The organism is Kitasatospora sp. MAA19, from assembly GCF_029894125.1.
GTDB lineage: Bacteria > Actinomycetota > Actinomycetes > Streptomycetales > Streptomycetaceae > Kitasatospora.
This window is the reverse complement of record NZ_JARXYZ010000011.1, coordinates 111,348-129,797: the sequence shown is the minus strand read 5'-3', so window position 1 is coordinate 129,797 and position 18,450 is coordinate 111,348. Positions and strand designations below refer to the sequence as shown.

General features: G+C 71.9%; 21 protein-coding genes and 1 pseudogene. 10 read left to right on the top strand and 12 right to left on the bottom strand.

The genetic code is table 11. From position 1 onward, the window contains the following. The first annotated feature begins 144 nt into the window (after window positions 1-144). The 6 genes from P3T27_RS18990 to P3T27_RS18965 all read left to right on the top strand — a co-directional run bounded on the left by P3T27_RS18990 (window position 145) and on the right by P3T27_RS18965 (window position 5,894). Window positions 145-1,440, top strand: coding sequence for a DUF445 domain-containing protein (locus tag P3T27_RS18990; RefSeq protein ID WP_280679991.1), 1,296 nt, complete (start codon window positions 145-147; stop codon window positions 1,438-1,440). Window positions 1,441-1,505: 65 nt separating this feature from the next. Next, a complete protein-coding gene (locus tag P3T27_RS18985; protein ID WP_280679989.1) occupies window positions 1,506-2,573 on the top strand; it encodes an adenosine deaminase in 1,068 nt (355 codons plus the stop codon). A gap of 137 nt (window positions 2,574-2,710) precedes the next feature. Continuing rightward, window positions 2,711-3,271 (top strand): toxin-antitoxin system HicB family antitoxin, encoded by a 561-nt coding sequence (locus P3T27_RS18980; protein WP_280679987.1) that lies wholly within the window; start codon window positions 2,711-2,713, stop codon window positions 3,269-3,271. Window positions 3,272-3,364: 93 nt separating this feature from the next. Next, window positions 3,365-4,204, top strand: coding sequence for a DUF4097 family beta strand repeat-containing protein (locus P3T27_RS18975; RefSeq protein ID WP_280679985.1), 840 nt, complete (start codon window positions 3,365-3,367; stop codon window positions 4,202-4,204). Next, window positions 4,204-5,130, top strand: coding sequence for an ATP-binding cassette domain-containing protein (locus P3T27_RS18970; protein ID WP_280679983.1), 927 nt, complete (start codon window positions 4,204-4,206; stop codon window positions 5,128-5,130). Before P3T27_RS18975 ends, P3T27_RS18970 begins: the two co-directional genes overlap by 1 nt. Then, on the top strand, window positions 5,127-5,894 hold the full coding sequence (locus P3T27_RS18965; RefSeq protein WP_280679981.1) for an ABC transporter permease: 768 nt from the start codon (window positions 5,127-5,129) through the stop codon (window positions 5,892-5,894). Before P3T27_RS18970 ends, P3T27_RS18965 begins: the two co-directional genes overlap by 4 nt. A 101-nt stretch (window positions 5,895-5,995) precedes the next feature. Here P3T27_RS18965 and P3T27_RS18960 read toward each other — a convergent pair whose 3' ends face one another. The 6 genes from P3T27_RS18960 to P3T27_RS18935 form a co-directional block, all read right to left on the bottom strand. Continuing rightward, the gene (locus P3T27_RS18960; RefSeq protein ID WP_280679979.1) at window positions 5,996-6,394 is read right to left on the bottom strand and encodes a hypothetical protein; all 399 of its coding nucleotides are present in this window, start codon (window positions 6,392-6,394) and stop codon (window positions 5,996-5,998) included. Between the two features lie 271 nt (window positions 6,395-6,665). Continuing rightward, window positions 6,666-7,241: a hypothetical protein gene (locus P3T27_RS18955; RefSeq protein WP_280679977.1), complete on the bottom strand. Its 576-nt coding sequence runs from the start codon at window positions 7,239-7,241 to the stop codon at window positions 6,666-6,668. Then, window positions 7,238-8,620 (bottom strand): hypothetical protein, encoded by a 1,383-nt coding sequence (locus P3T27_RS18950; protein WP_280679975.1) that lies wholly within the window; start codon window positions 8,618-8,620, stop codon window positions 7,238-7,240. Before P3T27_RS18950 ends, P3T27_RS18955 begins: the two co-directional genes overlap by 4 nt. Then, window positions 8,617-9,426 carry an ABC transporter ATP-binding protein gene (locus tag P3T27_RS18945; RefSeq protein ID WP_280679973.1) on the bottom strand — a complete coding sequence of 270 codons (810 nt, stop codon included), beginning with the start codon at window positions 9,424-9,426 and terminating at the stop codon, window positions 8,617-8,619. The genes P3T27_RS18950 and P3T27_RS18945 overlap by 4 nt, the downstream gene beginning before the upstream one ends. A 56-nt stretch (window positions 9,427-9,482) precedes the next feature. Further along, a complete protein-coding gene (locus P3T27_RS18940; protein ID WP_280679971.1) occupies window positions 9,483-10,307 on the bottom strand; it encodes a zf-HC2 domain-containing protein in 825 nt (274 codons plus the stop codon). After that, on the bottom strand, window positions 10,304-10,807 hold the full coding sequence (locus P3T27_RS18935) for an RNA polymerase sigma factor (RefSeq protein WP_280680180.1): 504 nt from the start codon (window positions 10,805-10,807) through the stop codon (window positions 10,304-10,306). Before P3T27_RS18935 ends, P3T27_RS18940 begins: the two co-directional genes overlap by 4 nt. A 395-nt stretch (window positions 10,808-11,202) precedes the next feature. Between P3T27_RS18935 and P3T27_RS18930 the strand changes: the two genes are divergently transcribed. Next, window positions 11,203-12,717 carry a serine hydrolase domain-containing protein gene (locus tag P3T27_RS18930; protein ID WP_280679969.1) on the top strand — a complete coding sequence of 505 codons (1,515 nt, stop codon included), beginning with the start codon at window positions 11,203-11,205 and terminating at the stop codon, window positions 12,715-12,717. Between the two features lie 53 nt (window positions 12,718-12,770). On the opposite strand, the gene P3T27_RS18925 is transcribed toward P3T27_RS18930, so the two are convergent. After that, window positions 12,771-12,947 carry a DUF397 domain-containing protein gene (locus P3T27_RS18925; protein ID WP_280679967.1) on the bottom strand — a complete coding sequence of 59 codons (177 nt, stop codon included), beginning with the start codon at window positions 12,945-12,947 and terminating at the stop codon, window positions 12,771-12,773. A gap of 8 nt (window positions 12,948-12,955) precedes the next feature. Beyond that, window positions 12,956-13,801 carry a helix-turn-helix transcriptional regulator gene (locus P3T27_RS18920; protein ID WP_280679965.1) on the bottom strand — a complete coding sequence of 282 codons (846 nt, stop codon included), beginning with the start codon at window positions 13,799-13,801 and terminating at the stop codon, window positions 12,956-12,958. 194 nt (window positions 13,802-13,995) lie between these two features. Between P3T27_RS18920 and P3T27_RS18915 the strand changes: the two genes are divergently transcribed. The 3 genes and pseudogenes from P3T27_RS18915 to P3T27_RS18905 form a co-directional block, all read left to right on the top strand. Beyond that, the gene (locus tag P3T27_RS18915; RefSeq protein WP_280679963.1) at window positions 13,996-14,376 is read left to right on the top strand and encodes an ATP-binding protein; all 381 of its coding nucleotides are present in this window, start codon (window positions 13,996-13,998) and stop codon (window positions 14,374-14,376) included. Continuing rightward, window positions 14,373-14,630, top strand: a complete 258-nt coding sequence (locus P3T27_RS18910; RefSeq protein ID WP_280679961.1) for a hypothetical protein — start codon at window positions 14,373-14,375, stop codon at window positions 14,628-14,630. The genes P3T27_RS18915 and P3T27_RS18910 overlap by 4 nt, the downstream gene beginning before the upstream one ends. Beyond that, window positions 14,631-14,822 (top strand): annotated as a pseudogene (locus P3T27_RS18905) (helix-turn-helix transcriptional regulator); the annotation flags it as partial. It abuts the gene before it with no gap. A 30-nt stretch (window positions 14,823-14,852) separates the two neighbouring features. On the opposite strand, the gene P3T27_RS18900 reads toward P3T27_RS18905, so the two are convergent. The 4 genes from P3T27_RS18900 to P3T27_RS18885 all read right to left on the bottom strand — a co-directional run bounded on the left by P3T27_RS18900 (window position 14,853) and on the right by P3T27_RS18885 (window position 18,441). Further along, window positions 14,853-15,287: an ester cyclase gene (locus P3T27_RS18900; RefSeq protein WP_280679959.1), complete on the bottom strand. Its 435-nt coding sequence runs from the start codon at window positions 15,285-15,287 to the stop codon at window positions 14,853-14,855. A gap of 210 nt (window positions 15,288-15,497) precedes the next feature. After that, the gene (locus tag P3T27_RS18895) at window positions 15,498-16,331 is read right to left on the bottom strand and encodes an NmrA family NAD(P)-binding protein (RefSeq protein WP_280679957.1); all 834 of its coding nucleotides are present in this window, start codon (window positions 16,329-16,331) and stop codon (window positions 15,498-15,500) included. A 263-nt stretch (window positions 16,332-16,594) separates the two neighbouring features. Then, window positions 16,595-17,248, bottom strand: coding sequence for a DUF6461 domain-containing protein (locus P3T27_RS18890; RefSeq protein WP_280679955.1), 654 nt, complete (start codon window positions 17,246-17,248; stop codon window positions 16,595-16,597). A 206-nt stretch (window positions 17,249-17,454) separates the two neighbouring features. Next, window positions 17,455-18,441 (bottom strand): zinc-binding dehydrogenase, encoded by a 987-nt coding sequence (locus P3T27_RS18885; protein WP_280679953.1) that lies wholly within the window; start codon window positions 18,439-18,441, stop codon window positions 17,455-17,457. Window positions 18,442-18,450: the final 9 nt, after the last annotated feature.

Below are 18,450 nucleotides of genomic sequence, written 5' to 3'. Positions count from 1 at the left end.
TCGTGCTGGGCGGGGCGTGAGGGGAGCGCGAGGGGGCTTGAGAGGGCGGCGCGCCGGGGGGAACGGGGCGTGACCGGGCGCGCTCCCGGCGCGTGATCGCGGGGCGCGCCCTCGCCCGCGCCGGGCAACGGGCAGACTGGCGGGGTGAGTGACGAAGCCTTCAGCGGTACGGGCCCCGGGGTCCGGTTCACCGCCGCCGACGAGCAGAAGAGACGTGGCGTCCGCCGGATGAAGACCATCGCGACCGGCCTGCTGGCCTTCGCGTCCCTGGTCTTCGCCCTGGCCACCTGGGCCAAGGCGGCCGGCGCCGGCGCCTGGGCCGGGTACGTGGCGGCGGCCGCCGAGGCGGGCATGGTCGGCGCGCTGGCCGACTGGTTCGCGGTGACCGCGCTGTTCCGCCGCCCGTTCGGCCTGCCGATCCCGCACACCGCGATCATCCCGACCAAGAAGGACGCCTTCGGGCGCTCGCTCGGCGACTTCGTCGGCGAGAACTTCCTCTCCGGCCACGTGGTGCGCGGCCGCCTCGCCTCGCTCGGCATCGCCCGGCGGCTGGGGGAGTGGCTGGCCGCGCCGGGCAGCGCCGAGCGGGTCACCAAGGAGGCCTCGGCGGCGCTGCGCGGGGTGCTCGCGGTGCTCCGGGACGACGACGTGCAGGCGGTCGTCGCCGAGGCGGTGACCAGGCGGGCGGCGGCGACCTCGGTGGCCGAGCCGATGGGCCGGATGCTGGGCAAGGTGGTCGCCGACGGCGGGCACCACGGCATGGTGGACCTGGTGGCCGTCCGGGCGCACGGCTGGCTGACCACCAACCACGAGGAGGTGGTCCGGCGGGTCAGCCAGAAGACCCCCGGCTGGACGCCCAAGTTCATCGACCACCAGGTCGGCGAGCGGGTCTACAAGGAACTGATGCGGTTCGTCACCGACATCCGGGACGATCCGGACCACCCGGCCCGCGGCGCCATCGACAACTTCCTCGCCGACTTCGCGACCGAGCTGCAGACCGACCCGGAGACCATCGCCCGGGTCGAGCGGGCCAAGGTGGAGCTGCTGGCCCGGCCCGAGGTGCAGGACCTGATCGCCTCCACCTGGGCGGCCGTCCGCACCCTGGTGCTCAACGCGGCCGAGGACGAGGACAGCGAACTGCGCCGGCGCATCCGCGACGGCGTGGGCGGCTTCGGCGCGCGCCTGGCGACCGACGCCAAGCTCCAGGCCAAGGTGGACGGCTGGCTCCAGGACGCCGCGCAGTACCTGGTGGACACCTACCGCACCGAGATCACCTCGCTGATCTCCGAGACGGTGGCGGGCTGGGACGCCGACGACGCCTCCCGGAAGATCGAGGCCAACGTGGGCCGTGACCTGCAGTTCATCCGGATCAACGGCACCGTGGTCGGCGCCCTGGCCGGGCTGCTCATCCACACCGTCGCGGTCGCCCTCGGCGGGTGATCCCCGCTTCGGCCTATTCTTGGCCGACATCGTCGAGACGCGCGTAGAAGGAAGAGGGAACCACCGTGGTCCAGCCGGACGGAAGTCGGATCGGAAACCCCACTGGTACCGGGGGCATCGAGGCGTTCATCGCCGGGATGCCCAAGGCGGAGCTGCACGTCCACCACGTGGGCTCGGCCTCGCCGCGCATCGTCGCCGAGCTGGCCGCCCGCCACCGCGGCCAGTCGAAGGTGCCGACCGACCCGGCGGCGCTCGCCGAGTACTTCACCTTCACCGACTTCGCCCACTTCATCGAGGTCTACCTGAGCGTCGTGGACCTGATCCGCGACGCCGAGGACGTCCGCGCGCTCACCTACGGCGTGGCCGAGGACATGGCGCGCCAGAACATCCGGTACGCCGAGCTGACCCTCACCCCGTACTCCTCGGTCAAGCGGGGCATCCCGGACGTCGCCTTCATGGAGGCGATCGAGGACGCCCGGCTGCGGGCCGAGAAGGAGCTCGGGGTCGTCCTGCGCTGGTGCTTCGACATCCCCGGCGAGGCCGGTCTGGAGGCCGCCGAGGAGACCGCCCGGCTCGCCGTCGACCTGGCCCCCGAGGGTCTGGTCAGCTTCGGCCTGGGCGGCCCGGAGATCGGCGTGCCGCGCCCGCAGTTCAAGCCGTACTTCGACCGGGCGCGGGCGGCCGGCCTGCGCAGCGTCCCGCACGCGGGCGAGACCACCGGGCCGGAGACGGTCTGGGACGCGATCCGGGTGCTCGGCGCCGAGCGCATCGGGCACGGCACGCAGTCGGTGCAGGACCCGGCGCTGCTGGAGTACCTGGGCGAGCACCGGATCCCGCTGGAGGTCTGCCCGACCTCCAACATCGCCACCCGGGCGGTGGAGCGGATCGAGGAGCACCCGATCAAGCGGATGGTGGACGCCGGGCTGCTGGTCACGATCAACAGCGACGACCCGCCGATGTTCGGCACCGACCTCAACACCGAGTACGCGGTCGCCGCGCGGCTGCTGGACCTGGACGAGGCCGGGGTGGCGGCGCTGGCGCGCAACGCGGTCGAGGCGTCCTTCCTGGACGTGGCCGGCAAGGCCCGGCTGGTGGGCGAGATCGACACGTACCTGGCGGGCTGGCAGGCCTGACCCCTCCTGGCGAACCGCCCCGTCGGCCTCGGCCGGCGGGGCGGTTTCGCGTTGGCGCCACGGCACTCCGAGCCGTGACGCCAAAGTGGTGCCACTTATGGCTCGACATGGCACCACGGCTGTGCCATGCTTAAGCCATGGACCTCACGCCGTACGTCGAAAACCTTCGGAACGAGCTCGCGGTGGCCGCAGGCACGGGCGGGGACGAAGCCCGCGCGCTGGCCGAGCGGCTCACGCTCCCGCTGGAGTCGGCCGTGCGGCTCACCCTGCTCAACGCGCTCTCGGCCGCCATGGGCGAAGTCACCCGTGACCTCGCCCCGGGCTCGGTGGACGTGCGTCTGCGCGGGCTCGACCCGGAGTTCGTGGTGACCGTACCGCCCGGCTCCGACGCCTTCCACGGCGAGGTGTCGCCCGTGGCACCGCCGATGGCACCACCGATGACGCCGGTGGCACCGCCCGTGGTGCCGGAGTCGGACGAGACGGGCACCGCCCGGATCAACCTGCGCCTGCCGGCGAACCTCAAGGCCCGGGCCGAGGAGGCCGCCGGACAGGAGGGCCTCTCCCTCAACACCTGGCTGGTCCGGGCCGTCGCCGGCGCACTGGAGGGCGGTCAGCCGGTCGTCCGCTCGGCCGCCGACCTCGGCACCCGCACCTCGCGCGGCGTCGGTGGCCAGGGCTTCACCGGCTGGGTCCACTAGCGCTTCCGCACCATCTGAACCTTCTGCACCTTCAACGTCACCCCCGCTCCGACCAGCGGGAACACTCACGAGAGTCAAGAGGACGGGACAGCCATGCCTACGTACGAGACCGGCGGACCGATCTCCGCCGCCCTGGAGTTCGAAATCGGCTCGGTGTGGATCAAGGCGAGCAAGCGCGCCGACGCCGTGATCGAGGTCCGGCCCGCCAACGCGGCCAGGGAGGCGGACGTCAAGGCCGCCGAGCTGACCGAGGTCGACTACTCCGGAGGTCGGCTCACCCTCAAGGGTCCCAAGCAGCGCACGGTGTTCTCCAGCAAGAAGGGCTCGATCGAGATCCTGATCGAGCTGCCGTCCGGCTCCGAGGTGCACGCCGACTCCCCGATGGCGGACTTCGTCACCGAGGGCCCGCTGGGAGACTGCCGGCTGAAGACCTCCCTCGGCCGGATCCAGCTCGACCGGGCCGAGAGCGTGCGACTCAAGACCGACCAGGGGGACATCCGGGTCGGCACGATCGCCGGGGACGCCGAGGTGTCCGGCTGCGGCCGGATCGAGATCGGCACCGTCGCGGGCGAGCTGACGGTCAAGAACAGCAACGGCGACACCGAGATCGACGAGGTGCAGGGCGAGCTGAAGGCCAACGCCTCCAACGGACGGATCCACGTCGGCCTCGCCGGGGCGGGCGTGGACGCCAAGTCGGCGAACGGCCACATCCGGCTCGGCCGGGTGGTCCGCGGCAAGGTCACCCTGCAGACCGCCGTGGGGGACCTGGAGGTCGGCATCGCGGAGGGCACGGCGGCCTGGCTCGACGTGCACAGCAAGTTCGGCGGCGTCCGCAACTCCCTCGGCGCGTCGGAGGGCCCGGGCGACGCCCGGGAGACGGTCGAGGTCCGCGGCCAGACCCAGGTCGGCAACGTCGTCATCCGGAGGGCGTGATGGCGGCCATCTCGGCGGTCGGACTGACCAAGTCCTACGGCGACAAGGCCGTGCTGAACGGCATCGACCTGGAGATCCCGGCGGGTAGCGTGTTCGCCCTGCTCGGGCCGAACGGCGCCGGCAAGACCACCACCGTGCAGATCCTCTCCACCCTGATCCCGGCCGACGGCGGGGTGGCCCGGGTGGCCGGGCACGACGTGGTCCGCCAGGCCGACCAGGTACGGGCGGCGATCGGTGTCACCGGGCAGTTCTCGGCGGTGGACAACCTGCTCACAGCCGAGGAGAACCTGATGCTCATGGCGGACCTCAATCACCTCCGCCGTCGGGAGGGGCGGAGGCGGGCAGAGGATCTGCTGCGGCGCTTCGACCTCACGGAGGCGGCGCGCAAGCCGGTCGTCACCTTCTCGGGCGGCATGCGGCGCAAGCTCGACCTGGCGATGACGCTGGTCGGTGATCCGCGGGTGATCTTCCTCGACGAGCCGACCACCGGGCTGGACCCGCGCAGCCGGCGGACGATGTGGGAGATCATCCGGGGGCTGGTCGCCGACCACGGGGTGACGATCTTCCTCACCACCCAGTACCTGGAGGAGGCCGACGAACTCGCCGACCGGATCGCCGTCCTGGACGGCGGGCGGATCGTCGCCGAGGGCACGGCGGAGGAGTTGAAGCGGATCGTCCCCGGCGGGCGGATCCGGCTCCAGTTCGCGGACGCGGCGCACCTGGGCGTCGCCGCCGGGCTGTTCGACTACGCGACGGTCGACCCGGAGGCGCTGCGGCTCGACATCCCGGGGGACAACTCCGTCCTCACCGTCAAGGCCGTGCTGGACGCGCTGGACAACGCCTCCGTGCGGGCCGAGTCGCTGGTCGTGGAGACGGCCGATCTGGACGACGTGTTCCTCACACTGACCGGAGAGGGAGCCCGATGAGTGCGACGACCTACGTGGTCGGCGATTCGCTGACCATGCTGCGCCGGAACCTCAAGCACGCGCTGCGGTACCCGTCCCTGACCTTCGCGGTCGTGGTGATGCCCGTGATGATGCTGCTGCTGTTCAACTACGCCTACGGCAGCACACTCGGTGCGGGCATCGGAGGCGGCAGCTACATCGACTACGTGGCGCCCGGCATCGTGCTGATGGCGGCCATCTCGGGATCGCTGGTCACGGCGATCGGGGTCTGCACCGACATGACGGAAGGGATCGTCAACCGCTTCCGCACGATGGCGATCTCGCGCTCGGCGTTCCTCGCGGGGCACGTGGTCGGCAGCCTGATACAGACCGTGATCGGGCTGGTCCTGGTGATCGGCGCGGCCCTCGCCATGGGCTTCCGGCCCACCGCCGGGCCGGTGGAGTGGCTGGCCGCCGCCGGACTGCTGGTGTTCGTCGCCCTGGCGCTGACCTGGATCTCGGCCGGCATCGGTCTGGTGGCCAAGACCGTCGAGAGCGCCAGCAACATGCCGATGCCGCTGCAGTTCCTGCCCTTCATCGGCAGCGCCATCGTCCCGACCGACTCGATGCCGACCGCCCTGCGCTGGTTCGCCGAGTACCAGCCGTTCACGCCGATCATCGAGACCCTGCGCGGGCTGATGATGGGCACTCCGATCGGCAACAGCGCGTGGAGCGCGCTGGCGTGGTGCACCGGGCTGACGCTGCTCGGCTTCTTCTGGTCGAGGAGCGTCTTCTACCGGCGGTGACGGGGGTACGGCCGGTAGCAGGGCCCGGGCGGACAGCGATGTCCGCCCGGGCCACTGGGCTGTCCGGGCCCGCCGTTGTCAGGCGGCGCTGGTGCCGTGCGTCACCACGTGTCGATGCCCATGGTCTTGGCCGCGTTGTGGATGGCGTTGTAGTGGTCGTGGGACATGCCGGACTTCTTCTCCTTCTCGGGGAGGTTCTTGTCCGCGGCCCGGAACTCGTCCCGGGAGCCGGCGAGGAGGCTCGTCCCGTAGGAGACCGGGACGTCGTTCTTGCCGTGGATCGGGTGGGACTTGGCGGCCGACTGGCTGCCGGCCTTGGCCAGGATGCTGCGGGCCTGGTTGTACGCGTCGGCCTTGACCGTCTTCGGGTTGCGGAGCTGCGCCTGCACGCCGGCCACCGGCTGGGCCTGTTCGGCGGCCATCGCGGCCGGGGCGACGGCGACGCCGAGCGCTCCGGCGGCGGCGACGGTCACGAGTGCGTTCCGGACGATCCTCTTCATGCGAATCCTGCCCTTCACAACGATGGAGAAGAAATGATTTTCGGAATTCAACGATCCGCCTCCGCCCAGGACTTGGAGGCGGGCGGAGCACGAACACCTCGCCACTACCCCCGCCGTCGACGGCGGGAAACCGGTCCGCGTTCGGAATCCCTGAAAGCGATCGGATCAAGCCGTTATCGGAATGGCCGAAGTGTGATTGTCGGATACGTCTAGGGCTGAGATCACGCCACGATCACGCCACGATCACGGGACCGGGACAGCACGGCCGTCGCTAACGCCTCGGGCCCCCGACGCTGTAGACCACCGTGCCCAGGACGGCCAGGGCGAGGGCCGTCCAGGTGCCGGCCGCCGTGCCGGGCGGCAGCATCATCCAGGCCAGCACCTGCGTCGCCGTGTTGGTCGTGGCCGGGACGAAGAAGGAGAACGACAGCCACGCGAACGGCAGGATCCACGCGTACTGCGCCCCGAACCAGGCCGCCCCGATGGCGGCGAGTCCCATCAGCCCCGCGCTGTTGCGCACGACGAAGGAGGCGGGGGCCGACTGCTCGCCCATCGTCTGCACCGCCAGCAGCACCGCGCCGATGAGCACGCCGCCGAGCAGCACGTGCGCCGCCCTGCGGAGCGTCCAGCGGATCGCGGCCGTCCGGTCCAACGCGAGGTCCTGCCCACCGAGTCCGACCGAGACCGCCGTCGCCCCCGCGAAGAGGACGAGCGTGGACAGCCACGGATCTCCCGGGTCGCCGCCGCTGATCCGGGCGAGTGCCCACACCGCCACCGCGCTGATCACCACCACGGCGAGCGAGGAGGGCGCCTGCCGCGAACGCGCGTACAGCGTCAGCCACCTCACCGGGACGCACCGCCGGCCAGCGCGGCGAGCGGGTCCGCGCAGGAGAGCGCGGCGGCGTGCATGGCACCGATCCGCCGGCGCTGCTCCGGCTGCGGCAGCGCGATGAACGTCTCCCACGCCGGGCGGGCCACGGTCAGGTCGTTGGCGGCGAACCTGCTCCCGTCGAGCGGCCGGAGGTCCCCGCCGAGGACCCAGGCGGCCCCGATGCTCCGGGCGGCCTCCTCCTCCGCCGAGCCGAGGTCGGTGTCGCTGCGGGGGTGGCACACCGGGGCCATGCCCTGGCCGACCAGGGCCCGGGTCAGCTGCTCGCCCCCGGCGGCGCCGATCACCACGTCGTCGGGGTCGACGAGCACGAAGTCGCGCGACCGCTCCGTCTCGGCGTCCCGTGCCCGCGGGGCGGTGGTCCCGTGGATGGCGGCGGGCGCCTGGTCGCCCAGGGCGTCGTGCAGCAGGCGCAGCGCCTCCTTGCCGGGACCGGCCAGCTCGGTGAGCCGCGCCCGCTGAGCCGCCGTCACGCACACCGCGCCGTCGCACACCTGTGCCGCCGCGGCCCGGTCGACGATGTACGCACCGCGGGGGCTCACCGGGAACACGAGCACGGCGACGGCCCCGCCGACCAACAGGGGGGTGAGGGCGAGCAGTCGGGCCCGCGGGGTGGCGGCGGCCAGCAGCGCGAGGCCCGTCGCGACCATGCCGAGCAGCCAGAGCGCCTGCCCGACGTGTACGGGGGCGGAGAGCGTGAGGAGCGTCTGGCGCACCTCCGCCGTCGCCGGAGCCAGCAGCGAGTAACGGTTCGGCACCGCGAACGAGGTCGGCACCGTGTCGTCCGCGCTCTGCCGCAGGAGGCTGCTGAACACGAAGGCGCCCACGGCCAGGGCGGGCGGGGTGAGGGCGGAGGGCAGGGCCCGCGCGACCCCCATGCCCAGGACTGCCCCCGCGGCCAGCGCGAGCGCCCCCACCAGCGAGATGGGCAGCCAGCCGAGCGAGGCGTACGAGGCGTCGCCGGCGAGCACCTGCACCGCGCCCTGGAGGACGAGCAGCGCGAAGGCCGAGACCAGGGTCAACGCCGTCGCGCCCGCCAGGACGGCTGCGCGGTGCCGTGCGGGCCGCGGGGTGCTGGAGAGCAGCTCGGACATCTTCGAACGGGGGTCGCGCAGCCCCTGGAGCGCCCCGAGTCCCACGGCGAGCGGCCAGACGAAGGCCAGCAGGTACCGGGTCCACAGCGCCATGGAGGTCCACTGGGCCGTCCACAGCGCGGTGCCCCGCCACCACGGTCCGGACACGAGGTACAGGTAGGCGAGCGCGGTCACCAGGACGACGGCGCCGGCCCACGGGGCGACGGAGCGTTTCAGCTCGATGCGCAGGATGCGGAGGTTCACCAGGCGCCCCTCGTCCGTGCGGGGTCGATCAGCAGCGCCGAGTAGCCGCGTTCCAGCGGGCTGTCGCCCACGTGCTCCGGGCCGCCGGCCGCGGCCAGCTCGTCCGGGGTGCCCTGGAAGACCAGCCGCCCCTCGGCGAAGAGCACTACGTCGGTGCAGGCGGCGGCCACGTCCTCCACCAGGTGGGTCGAGACGACCACGCAGGTGTCCGTCCCCAACTCCTGGAGCAGTTCCCGGAAGCGCAGCCGCTGCGCCGGATCCAGGCCGACCGTCGGCTCGTCCAGCAGCAGGATCGCCGGGTCGTTGACGATCGCCTGGGCGATGCCGACCCGTCGCACCATCCCGCCCGACAGGGTCTTCATCCGGTCGTCGGCGCGGTCGGCCAGGCCGACCCGGTCCACGGCGCGCTGCACCGCCGCGGGGATGTCCGACGCGGGCACCTCCTTCAGCCAGGCCATGTACTCGACGAACTCGCGCACGGTGAAGCGCTTGTAGTAGCCGAACTCCTGCGGCAGGTAGCCGATCCGGCGGCGCAGCGCGCGGTGCTCGCCCAGTCCGCCCGTGGACTCCCCGAGCAGCTCCAGCTCGCCGCCGGCGGGGCGCAGCACGGTGGCCAGGGCCCGGATGAGGCTGGTCTTGCCCGCCCCGTTGGGACCGAGCAGACCGTGGACGCCGGTGCCCAGCGACAGGTCGAGCCCGTCGACGGCCATCCGGTTCCTGCCGACCCTGACCTTCAGCCCGGTCGCCTGGATCTCCCAGGCGTAGGCCGTGGGGGCGATGTCGGCCCTGCTCACTGCGGGCGTCATGCGCGTCCTCTTCTCTCGGGGGTTCGGGGAGTTCGGGGGGCCGGGGTCCGGGGGGTTCACCGGTGGGCTCCCAGCACGGTGTAGGCGCCCCGGCGGGCGATCACGACGGCGACGCCGAGCGCGAGGATCAGCCCCCACACCGGCAGGCCGTCGGTCTGCAGGGCGACGGCCGTACGGCTGGTGGCCAGGGTCGGCACCACCACCAGCGCGGTCCACGCGACCAGCAGGGCGACGGCGGCGCGGGTCACGCCGATCACCCCGCCGAGCGCCAGGGTCATCGAGGTGAAGGCCAGGCAGGGCAGCAGCCACTGCGCGGCCGTCACCCCCGTCGCCCAGCCCCCCGCCAGCAGCGTGGGGATCACCACGGCGAGCACGGCGGCGGTGCGCCGCAGCACCAGCTGCAGCCCCGCCCTCGGCGTGGAGGCCGTCAGTTCGTACGCCGGGTCCAGGTCGCGCGACCACGAGGCCGCCACGCCGCCCACGGGCAGGACGGGGGCGAGCAGCAGCATCAGGGACACCCGGCCGGAGCCGAGTTCCGTCAGGTCCAGCAGCAGGGCGAGCAGCGTCACGGCCAGGACCATGGCCAGCCACGGCGCCATGGCGGGCGTCGCCCACGCGGACAGCCGCGACAGCGGCGACCGGCGCCGCCGCGCCGCCGCCGGGGTGGCCGCGGCCAGTTCGGGTTCGAGCTCGGACCAGACGGCCTCGGTCAGCGCCGCCACGGCGGGCGCCTCGGTCATGACGGCGGCCGACAGCCGGTCACGGCAGACCCGGCACCCCTCCAGGTGGGCCTCCAGGGCCCACACCTCGTCCGCGACGAGGTTCGTGTCGCCGCGCGCGTACCCGTCGATGAGCCGTGCCGACGCGTGTTCCACGTTCATGCGAGCGCCTCCCGCATCGCGATCCGGGCCCGGCGGGCGCGGGTCTTGACCGTTCCCTCGGGCAGTCCGAGCACAACGGCGGTCTCCCGGACGGACAGTCCGTCGAGCACCATGGCCTGCAGTACCTCCCTGAGCTCCGGGGCGAGGCGCCGCAGCGCGTCCCCGACGTCGCCGCCGACGGTGGCCACCAGCGCCTCCTCCTCGGCGGCGGGCGCCACGGGGTGCGGAGCGGCGGCGGGCGGCGGCTCCGCGTGGTGGGCCCGGCGCCGGAACGCGTCGACGAGGCGGCGGGCCGCGATCGTCCACAGCCAGCCGACGGCCGTTCCCCCGGTCCGGCTCCCGGCGAAGGAGCCCGCCGCCCGCCACACCGCCAGGTACGTCTCCTGCATGACCTCGGCGACGATCTGCTGGTCGGCGCAGCGGCGCTGCAGCCGCACCGCCAGCCACGGCGACGTGCGGCGGTACAGCTCCTCGAAGGCGGCCCGGTCGCCCCGGGCCACCCGTCGTAGGAGGCGCTCCTCGTCCAGTTCCTGCGGCGATGCCGCCCCAACCCGTTTCACACCTGCTAGACGCCCGGCCGGAGCGGAGGGTTTTCCGTGCGGGGTGACCTGGGTCACACGGGGGGTGGTGCTGCGGTCGGGGCGAATTTCAAACGACGTTTGAAAATGGGCGGAGGAGCGCTAGTGTCATGATCGGCAACATCGGACCGCGCCGGGGGGGCGTGGCTCGGAACCGGGGTCGAGGGGGGCCGGACACGCGGTACGCCGCGAGCCGACCGGGCCCGCAGGCCAGCGGTCGCCGGTCGCCGGTCGCCGGTCGCCGGGGGACGCTTCCGCACTCGATGGCCGCGCCCACCCCCGTCGCATCCGCCCACTGTGATCGCGAAAGAGAGCACATGTCGGAAAACCTGCGCCGTGAAGTGTCCAAGGTCGTCGACCAGGAGGTGGCGAGGATCCTGGAACAGACCGACCGGGACGTCACCCGCACCGTCAACCGCGCGCTGGGCGTGGCCGAGGACGCCGCGACGTTCGACGCCGCCCGCTGGCAGGGCCGGCTCGACGAACTCCTCACCGCCCACCGCATCCCCGGCGCCGTCCTGGCCGTGCTCGCCGACGGCGAGATCCACGACGTGGCCTCCGGCATCCTGCACACGGGCACCGGCGTCGCGGTGAGTACGGACTCCGTGTTCCAGATCGGTTCCGTCAGCAAGGGCTACACCGCCGCGATGGTGGTGCTGCTCGCCGAGGCCGGGAAACTGGACCTCGATGCGCCGGTCGTCGACGTCCTGCCCGGGTTCGCGGTGGCCGACGCCGAGGCCAGCCGGACCATCACGCCGCGTCAACTGCTCAACCACACCAGCGGCATCGAGGGCGACTACGTCAACGACACCGGCCGCGGCGACGACTGCCTGGCCCGCTACATCGAGGGAGCGCGGGACGTCGGCCTGACCAACCCGCCCGGCGCCACGGTGTCGTACTCCAGCACCGCGTACAACGTGCTCGGCCGGATCGTCGAGGTGGTGACGGGCGGGACGTGGGACGAGGCGCTCAAGGAACTGCTGGTGGCGCCGCTCGGGCTGGAGCACACCATGACCCTGCCCGAGGAGGTGCTGCGCTTCCGGTCGGCGATGGGGCACATGGGGGACCCGGGGGAGGAGCCGGTGCCCACGCCGCTGTGGAACATGCTGCCGCGTTCGGCCGGCCCGTACGGCGGGATCTGCGCGACCGCTGCCGATGTGGCGCGGTTCGCCCGGCTCTTCGTGGACGGTGGCGTCGCGCCGGACGGTACCCGGGTGCTTCCGGGTGCGGTGGTCGAGGCGATGCTCAACCGCGAGGTCGAGATGCCCGACCAGTGGTTCCTCGGGGGTCACTGGGGGCTGGGCTGGGGCCTGTTCGAGTGGGACGGCGTGCGGGGGTTCGGGCACGACGGCAGCACGTTCGGGCAGCTGGCGTACCTGCGGGCGATGCCGGAGAAGGGCCTCGCGGTGGTGCTGCTGACGAACGGCGGCGGGGCTGCGCCCAAGGTGTTCGAGGCGCTGTGCCGGGAGTTGTCGGCTGAACTGGCCGGGGTGACGATGCCCGGGTTCGCGCCGCCTGTGGAGCCGGTGGCGGTGGAGACCGGGGCGTTCCTCGGGAGGTACAAGCGCGAGGGGTTCCTGATGACCATCGCCGAGGGTGAGGGCGAGGGCGAGGGGACGCTGCGTCTGACGTACGAGGGGGCGGACGGGCTGAAGGGGACGTTCGATCCGCTGGTGTGGGAGCTGACGCCGGTGTCGCACACGCCGGAGAAGACGGTGTTCGCGGGGCGGCGGAACGAGAAGGACACGTGGATACCGGTGGTGTTCTACGCGCTGGAGGACGGAAGCAGGTACGTGCACTTCGGCGTCCGGGCGACGGCCAAGGCGGCGTAAGCGGCCGTCGGCTGGGCGGGCCGTTGCTTGAACGGCCCGCCCAGCGGCGGGGGTCAGAGGTCGAACTCCCCGGCGCGGATGGCGGTGAGGAGGTCGCGCCATTCGTCGGTGGTGAGGTGGGCGACGGCGTCGGGCAGGAGACTGCTGCGGATGTAAACGGTGTCGGAAGTGATGGCCACCTCGGGGCAGTTATTGCCATCGCCGCAGGCACTGGGCTTTCGCCATTCCACAGGTTGCCTCACATGCTGTTCATGATGCTGGAGATGGCGTCACGGGATGCCGACGGATCGAGTGCGCGATCACGCATCGCCCCGATGATGTTCCGGTAGTTCTCCAGCTGGTTCATCTCGGTCAGGAATGCTGGCGATCCTACGGAGTCCAGCTGGACCGTATCGAGGCGGGGTACTGGGCCACTCGCGTACAGCACAGCATGACCTGCGCCCTTGAACCCACCGGCCCTGAACTCCAATACGCGCAGTGTCACGTTGGGGGCCTCCGAGAGCGCGAGCAGCTGCTTCAGCTGCTCGCGCGCTACGGCCGTTCCTCCGAATTCCATGCGCAGTGCGGCCTCGTGCACGATTGCCTCGTATTCGAGTGGATCGCTCCGCGTCAGGAGCTGTGATCGCCGCATGCGGTTCTCGACGCGCGCCTCGATGTTCAGCGGCCGTAGTGGTGGATAGACCTCCTGGAAGATCGCGCGAGCGGTCTCCTCGGTTTGCATGATCCCGGGCACATGGCAGATCTGATACGTCGACAAGCCGCGCGAGTAGTGCTCCACCTCGGAGATCTCAAGAATCCCGGCAGGGACGAGACCTCTGTGCTCCTCCCACCACCCCTTGGTTCGGTCGGCGGCCATGTCGGCGACGGCGTCGACGTACTCGGAGTCGGCCTCTTCGTACTCGGCGGCGAGCGCGATGACCCGCTCGGCGCTGACCGGGTAGGCGCCCTGTTCGATCAGTGTGATCTTGCTGCGGTCCAACCCGAGAACAGCAGCAGCATCTCCGGCCGTGCGCCCGGCGGCTTCTCGCATCTTTCGAAGCTCGATACCGACGCGCTTGCGGCGTGCGGTTGGGGTAGGTGGCATCTCTCAAGCATCCACCGCCTCGGCGCGACGAGTCCAGCGAGCAGATGGGCACATCTTCTATGACTCGCTAGCAAATTTGCCATCGCATGCCCTACAGTCTGTGATGCACCGATCACGCAGCGGGTCGTCAGTGACGTTGCCCATGCACCACAGAGCCCGCTCGGCGTATCCCCTTACCCCTCAGGGAGATTCCCGTGTGTAACCCCAACCTCAACTCCCCCTCCCTCACCCTCTCCCGCGAGACCCTGCGCGACGCCATGACCCGCGCCGGCTGGCCGTCCTCCGTCATCGTCGACGCCGAACTCGCCCTCGCTGAACTCATCGTCAACGCCTGGCGTCACGGCGAGACGACCTCCCCCGTCGTCCTCATCCTCATCCTCGACAACACCCTCCGCGTCACCGTCGCCGACCGCTCCTCCGCCTTCCCCGAACAGCGAACGCCCTCCGCCCTCGCCGAGACCGGGCGAGGCCTCCAGCTCGTCGACGGCCTCACCGACCGCTGGGGCGTCGACCCCCAGAAACTCGGCAAGAGCGTCTGGTTCGAGCTGGACTTCGAGCTGGACGGTGTCGCGTGAGCGCGCACCAGCCCATCCACCCGGCGGACCCGGCCCTGCGTTATCTCACCGGCCGGGAGATCACCCAACTCATCGTCGAACTCCGCATCGAAGGGCGCGAGTTCGGTCTCCTCTGGCCCTCCGCCAGGCCCGGTGAGACCGTCCTCAACGGCCGCGTCCTCGTCGAGCTCGGCAACATTCCGGCCAGCACCCTCATCAACCTCCTCGCGCTCCTGCGCGAGTACAAGCGCGAGCGGGACCGCCGGCGATGCTAGACCGGGCTGACCCCGCAAGAGCTGTGGACCGCACGCCCGGTCGCGCGTGGCGACACCTCCAAGGAGGTCGCCGCCGCGCTGTTCCTCAGCCCCCGCACCGTCGGCGCCCACCCGCGCAACGTCTTCCGCAAACTCGGCGTCTCCTCACGGCGCGAGCTCCGGAACCGGCCTACGACCGTGCTCCAACCGTGAGCACCGGACGCGCCGCGACCTGACGGGTGTTCATGCCGTACCGAGTCCGGCGCCGAGCTGCTCCATGAGGGAGAAGAGGTTCGCCACCCCCCAGTGCTCGCTGATCTTTCCGTCGACCACTCGCATGGCGTCCACGGTCTCGAAGTGGATCCTCCGGCCGGTGGGTGCGACTCCGAGGAACTCGCCGCTGTGGGTGCCGTGGTAGGTCTTGAAGGTGGTGATGAGGTTGCCGTCGGCGGCCTGCCAGTGGATCTCGGCGTGGAAGTCGGGGAACGCCGCCCGCAGTACCCGGTAGAGCTCCAGCGCGCCGGCCTTGTCGGGGGTGCGGCCCGGCTGGGGAGTGTGATCGACGAAGTCGTCGGCCCAGAGCTCGTCGAACAGGGCCCAGTCACCGCCGCCCTGGACCTCCTCGGTGTTGCGCCGGACAACGGCCTTGGCGGCTTCGCTCACATCGTTCTGGTTCACGGGAGGCCCTCCTGTACGGACTGTTCTGTCTGCCTGGCGTTGTCCGGGGCTGTGCTGCCCGGGCCCGGGTGGTCGCCTGCTGATCCAGCGTCAGACTACCGAGGTCAGGCCGCTGTCGACGGCGAGCACGGCTCCGCTCGACTCGGCTCGTCGGCCTCTCCGCAGGCCCAGACCGAGCGCGACTCGCGCACCGGGGGACTTCTGCGACCGCTAACGGAAGTCGTCCGCGTGCTCCCGGGCCCACGAACGGAAGCTTCGCGCCGGGCGTCCGAGCACCTGCTCCACGGTGTCCGTCACCCGCTCCGGCTCGTGCGTGAACGACTCCCAGGCCCGCAGCCTGGACTCGACGAACGCCGCGTTCCCCCAGGCCGCCGTCAACTGCTCGCGGGCGGTCTCCGGCGGCAGGTCCTCCCACCGCACCTCGGAGCCGATCTCCTCGCCGATGATCCCGGCCAGCTCGGCGTGGGCGATCGACTCGGGCCCGGTGATCACGTACTTCGCCCCGTCATGCCCCTCCGTCGTCAGCGCCCGCACCACCACGTCCGCGATGTCGCGCTCGTGGATCAGCGACCGGCGGGCCTGCCCGTACGGCCAGCGGACCACCCCCTGCCGGACCTGGTCGGCCCACCCGAGCATGTTCGTCGCGAAGTCGATCGCCCGCACGAACGTCCAGCCCAGGCCGGACGCCCTGATCAGGCGCTCGATCTCCTGGTGGAAGATCGTGGCCGGCTCGCCGTCGGCGAGGTCGGCCACGTCCGCCGACAGGTACACAACGCGCTTGGCGTGCGCGGCGATCAGCTCCACCACGCGCGGCTGCACCGGGATCCCCGGCCACATCAGATAGACGCTCTCCACCCCGGGCAGCGCCGCCTCCAGGCTCTCCGGCGACGCCAGATCACCCCGGACGGCCTCCACCCCCTCGGGCAGCGAGGCCCGGCCCGGGTCCCGCACCAACGCCCTTACCCCGAACCCGCCTTCGGCTAGCGAGGACACCACATGCCGGCCCACATTGCCGGTCGCACCGATCACCAGAATCTTGGTCACGCCCCGCCCAACACCCGCCGGCCCCGAACTATGCCTACCAGCCGTGCTGCACCGGTCCGATGGCCCTCAGCCGCGCCTTCCCGGCCAGCCACTCCGCGTGCTGGGCAGGAAGCCTCCCAGGCCCGGCACCGCGGATCACCCGAATGTCCGAGCGCGCCGGCGTGCGTGGAGAGCCCTGTGATCGGGCAACCGCACCTGCACTTCCATGGCTTGCCCAGGACCGCGCGGACCGGCGGACGCGCGTGAAGATCAAGTCGAGGGCATCAGGCGAAGGGAGCGGCCCACAGCGGGATACGGCGGAGATCGTCCAGTGTGCACTGCAGTCCTGCCAGTGCGCAGAGCACGCGCATGTTGATCGCAGCGTCGGGTTCGTCATCGTCGAGGTGGTCCCGCTCGAAGATCCCGGCGGCCGCGACGGCGTCGCGCAGTCCAGCGGGGATCTCCTCGGCATCATGAGCCGGGTCGAGTTCCTCGAAGATCGAGAACAGCAGCTCGCCGTCGACCGCATAGTCGAGGTTCGTGTCGGCATTGATGGAGAAGGTGCAGGTGGCAGCCTGCTTGCCCGTGGTCGACAGCAGCTTCGCCGGAGATTCGCCGTCCTCCCCGAAGGAGGTCAGGCCGCCATCGTCGTAGACGAACGTCCAGTCACCCACCCGGCCGGACAGGAGCGCGGCGCCGCTGTCCGTCGGGTCGATCGCCGCACGCGCGAGCGAGGTCCATGCGTCAGGGCGCTGCGCCGGCAGCTCACAGGGGTTGATGAGCTGTGGTGTGGCGCCCAGCGCCAGCAGGGCGTCCGTCGGGCTCAGATCGCGGACCACATGCACGGTGTGGTTCGGATCGTCCGCCGCCAGGTCCGTGATCCAGACGGGGCCTCCGTCCTCATCGAGGGTGCCGGGTCCGAAGCCGGGCGTTGGCATGTGCCCTCCTTGCGCAGGTTCTGAGTCACCCACGGGAACGGTGCCGATCGCCGGAACGGTTCAATCCCGTGCTGCCCCCTGCGCTGGAAGTCGGCCTGGCCGACTTCCAGCGCAGGGGGCCGCCGCTCAGAGCGGGGCGATGGTCACGCCGTCGGGGGTGAGGCAGGAATTGATCAGGTCCGATTCGTCCGGCGGCCCGACCCGGATCAACCCGCCACGCGTGCCACGTACTTGCCGGTGGCGCGGCCCTCCGCCATGGCGTCGTGGGCGGCGGGGACGGCGGCCAGGTCGGGCAGTTCGGTGACCGGCAGGGCGAGCCCGCCGCCGGCCATCAGGTCGAGGACGCGGCCGATCGCCCGCCCCAGCCGGGCGGGGGCCGTGGCGGCCAGGGCCCGGTGGCTGAAGCCGGTGACGGTGAGGTTGCCCGCCATCAGCCGGCCGAGCGGGGGCAGGTCGGTGACGGCGCCGCCGCCCGCGTTGCCGAACAGGACGATCCGGCCGCCGGGCGCGGCCAGGTCCAGGTCGAGTTCCAGCTCGTCGGTGCCGAGCGGGTCGAGGACGAGGTCGACGCCCCGGCCGTCGGTGGCGGCCCGGACGGCGTCGCGCAGGCCCTCGTCGCGGGCGAAGGCGTGGTCGTAGCCGGTGGCGACGGCGGCCGCGGCCTTCTCCGGGCGGCCCACCGTGCCGATCAGCCGGCCGCCGCCGAGCAGCGGGACCAGTTGGGCGACCGCGTTGCCGATCCCGCCGCCGGCCGAGTGCACCAGGACGGTGTCCCCGGCGGTGAAGCGGCCCGCGTCGGTGAGCAGCAGGATCGCGGTGGCCAGCCCGAGCGGGGCGGCGGCGGCCTCGCGCAGCGCCAGTCCGTCCGGGACGGGCACGGTGAGCGCGGCCTCGGCGAGCACCACCTCGGCCAGGCCGCCGCCGGTGGGTGCGGCGACCACCCGGTCGCCCGGCGCCAGCCCGGTGACGCCCTCGCCGACCGCCCGGACGGTGCCGGCCACCTCCTTGCCCGGCCGGTACGGCCAGGCGGCGACGTACCCGGCGTCGCCCCGGCGGCCCATCACATCGACGAAGTTCAGTCCGGCGTAGGCGACGTCGACCGCCACCTGGCCGGGGCCGGGGCGCGGCGCCTCGACCTCCCGGATCTCCGTGTTCTCGGCTCCACCGGGTGCGGTCATCACCAGTGCGCGCATGTCGGGCCC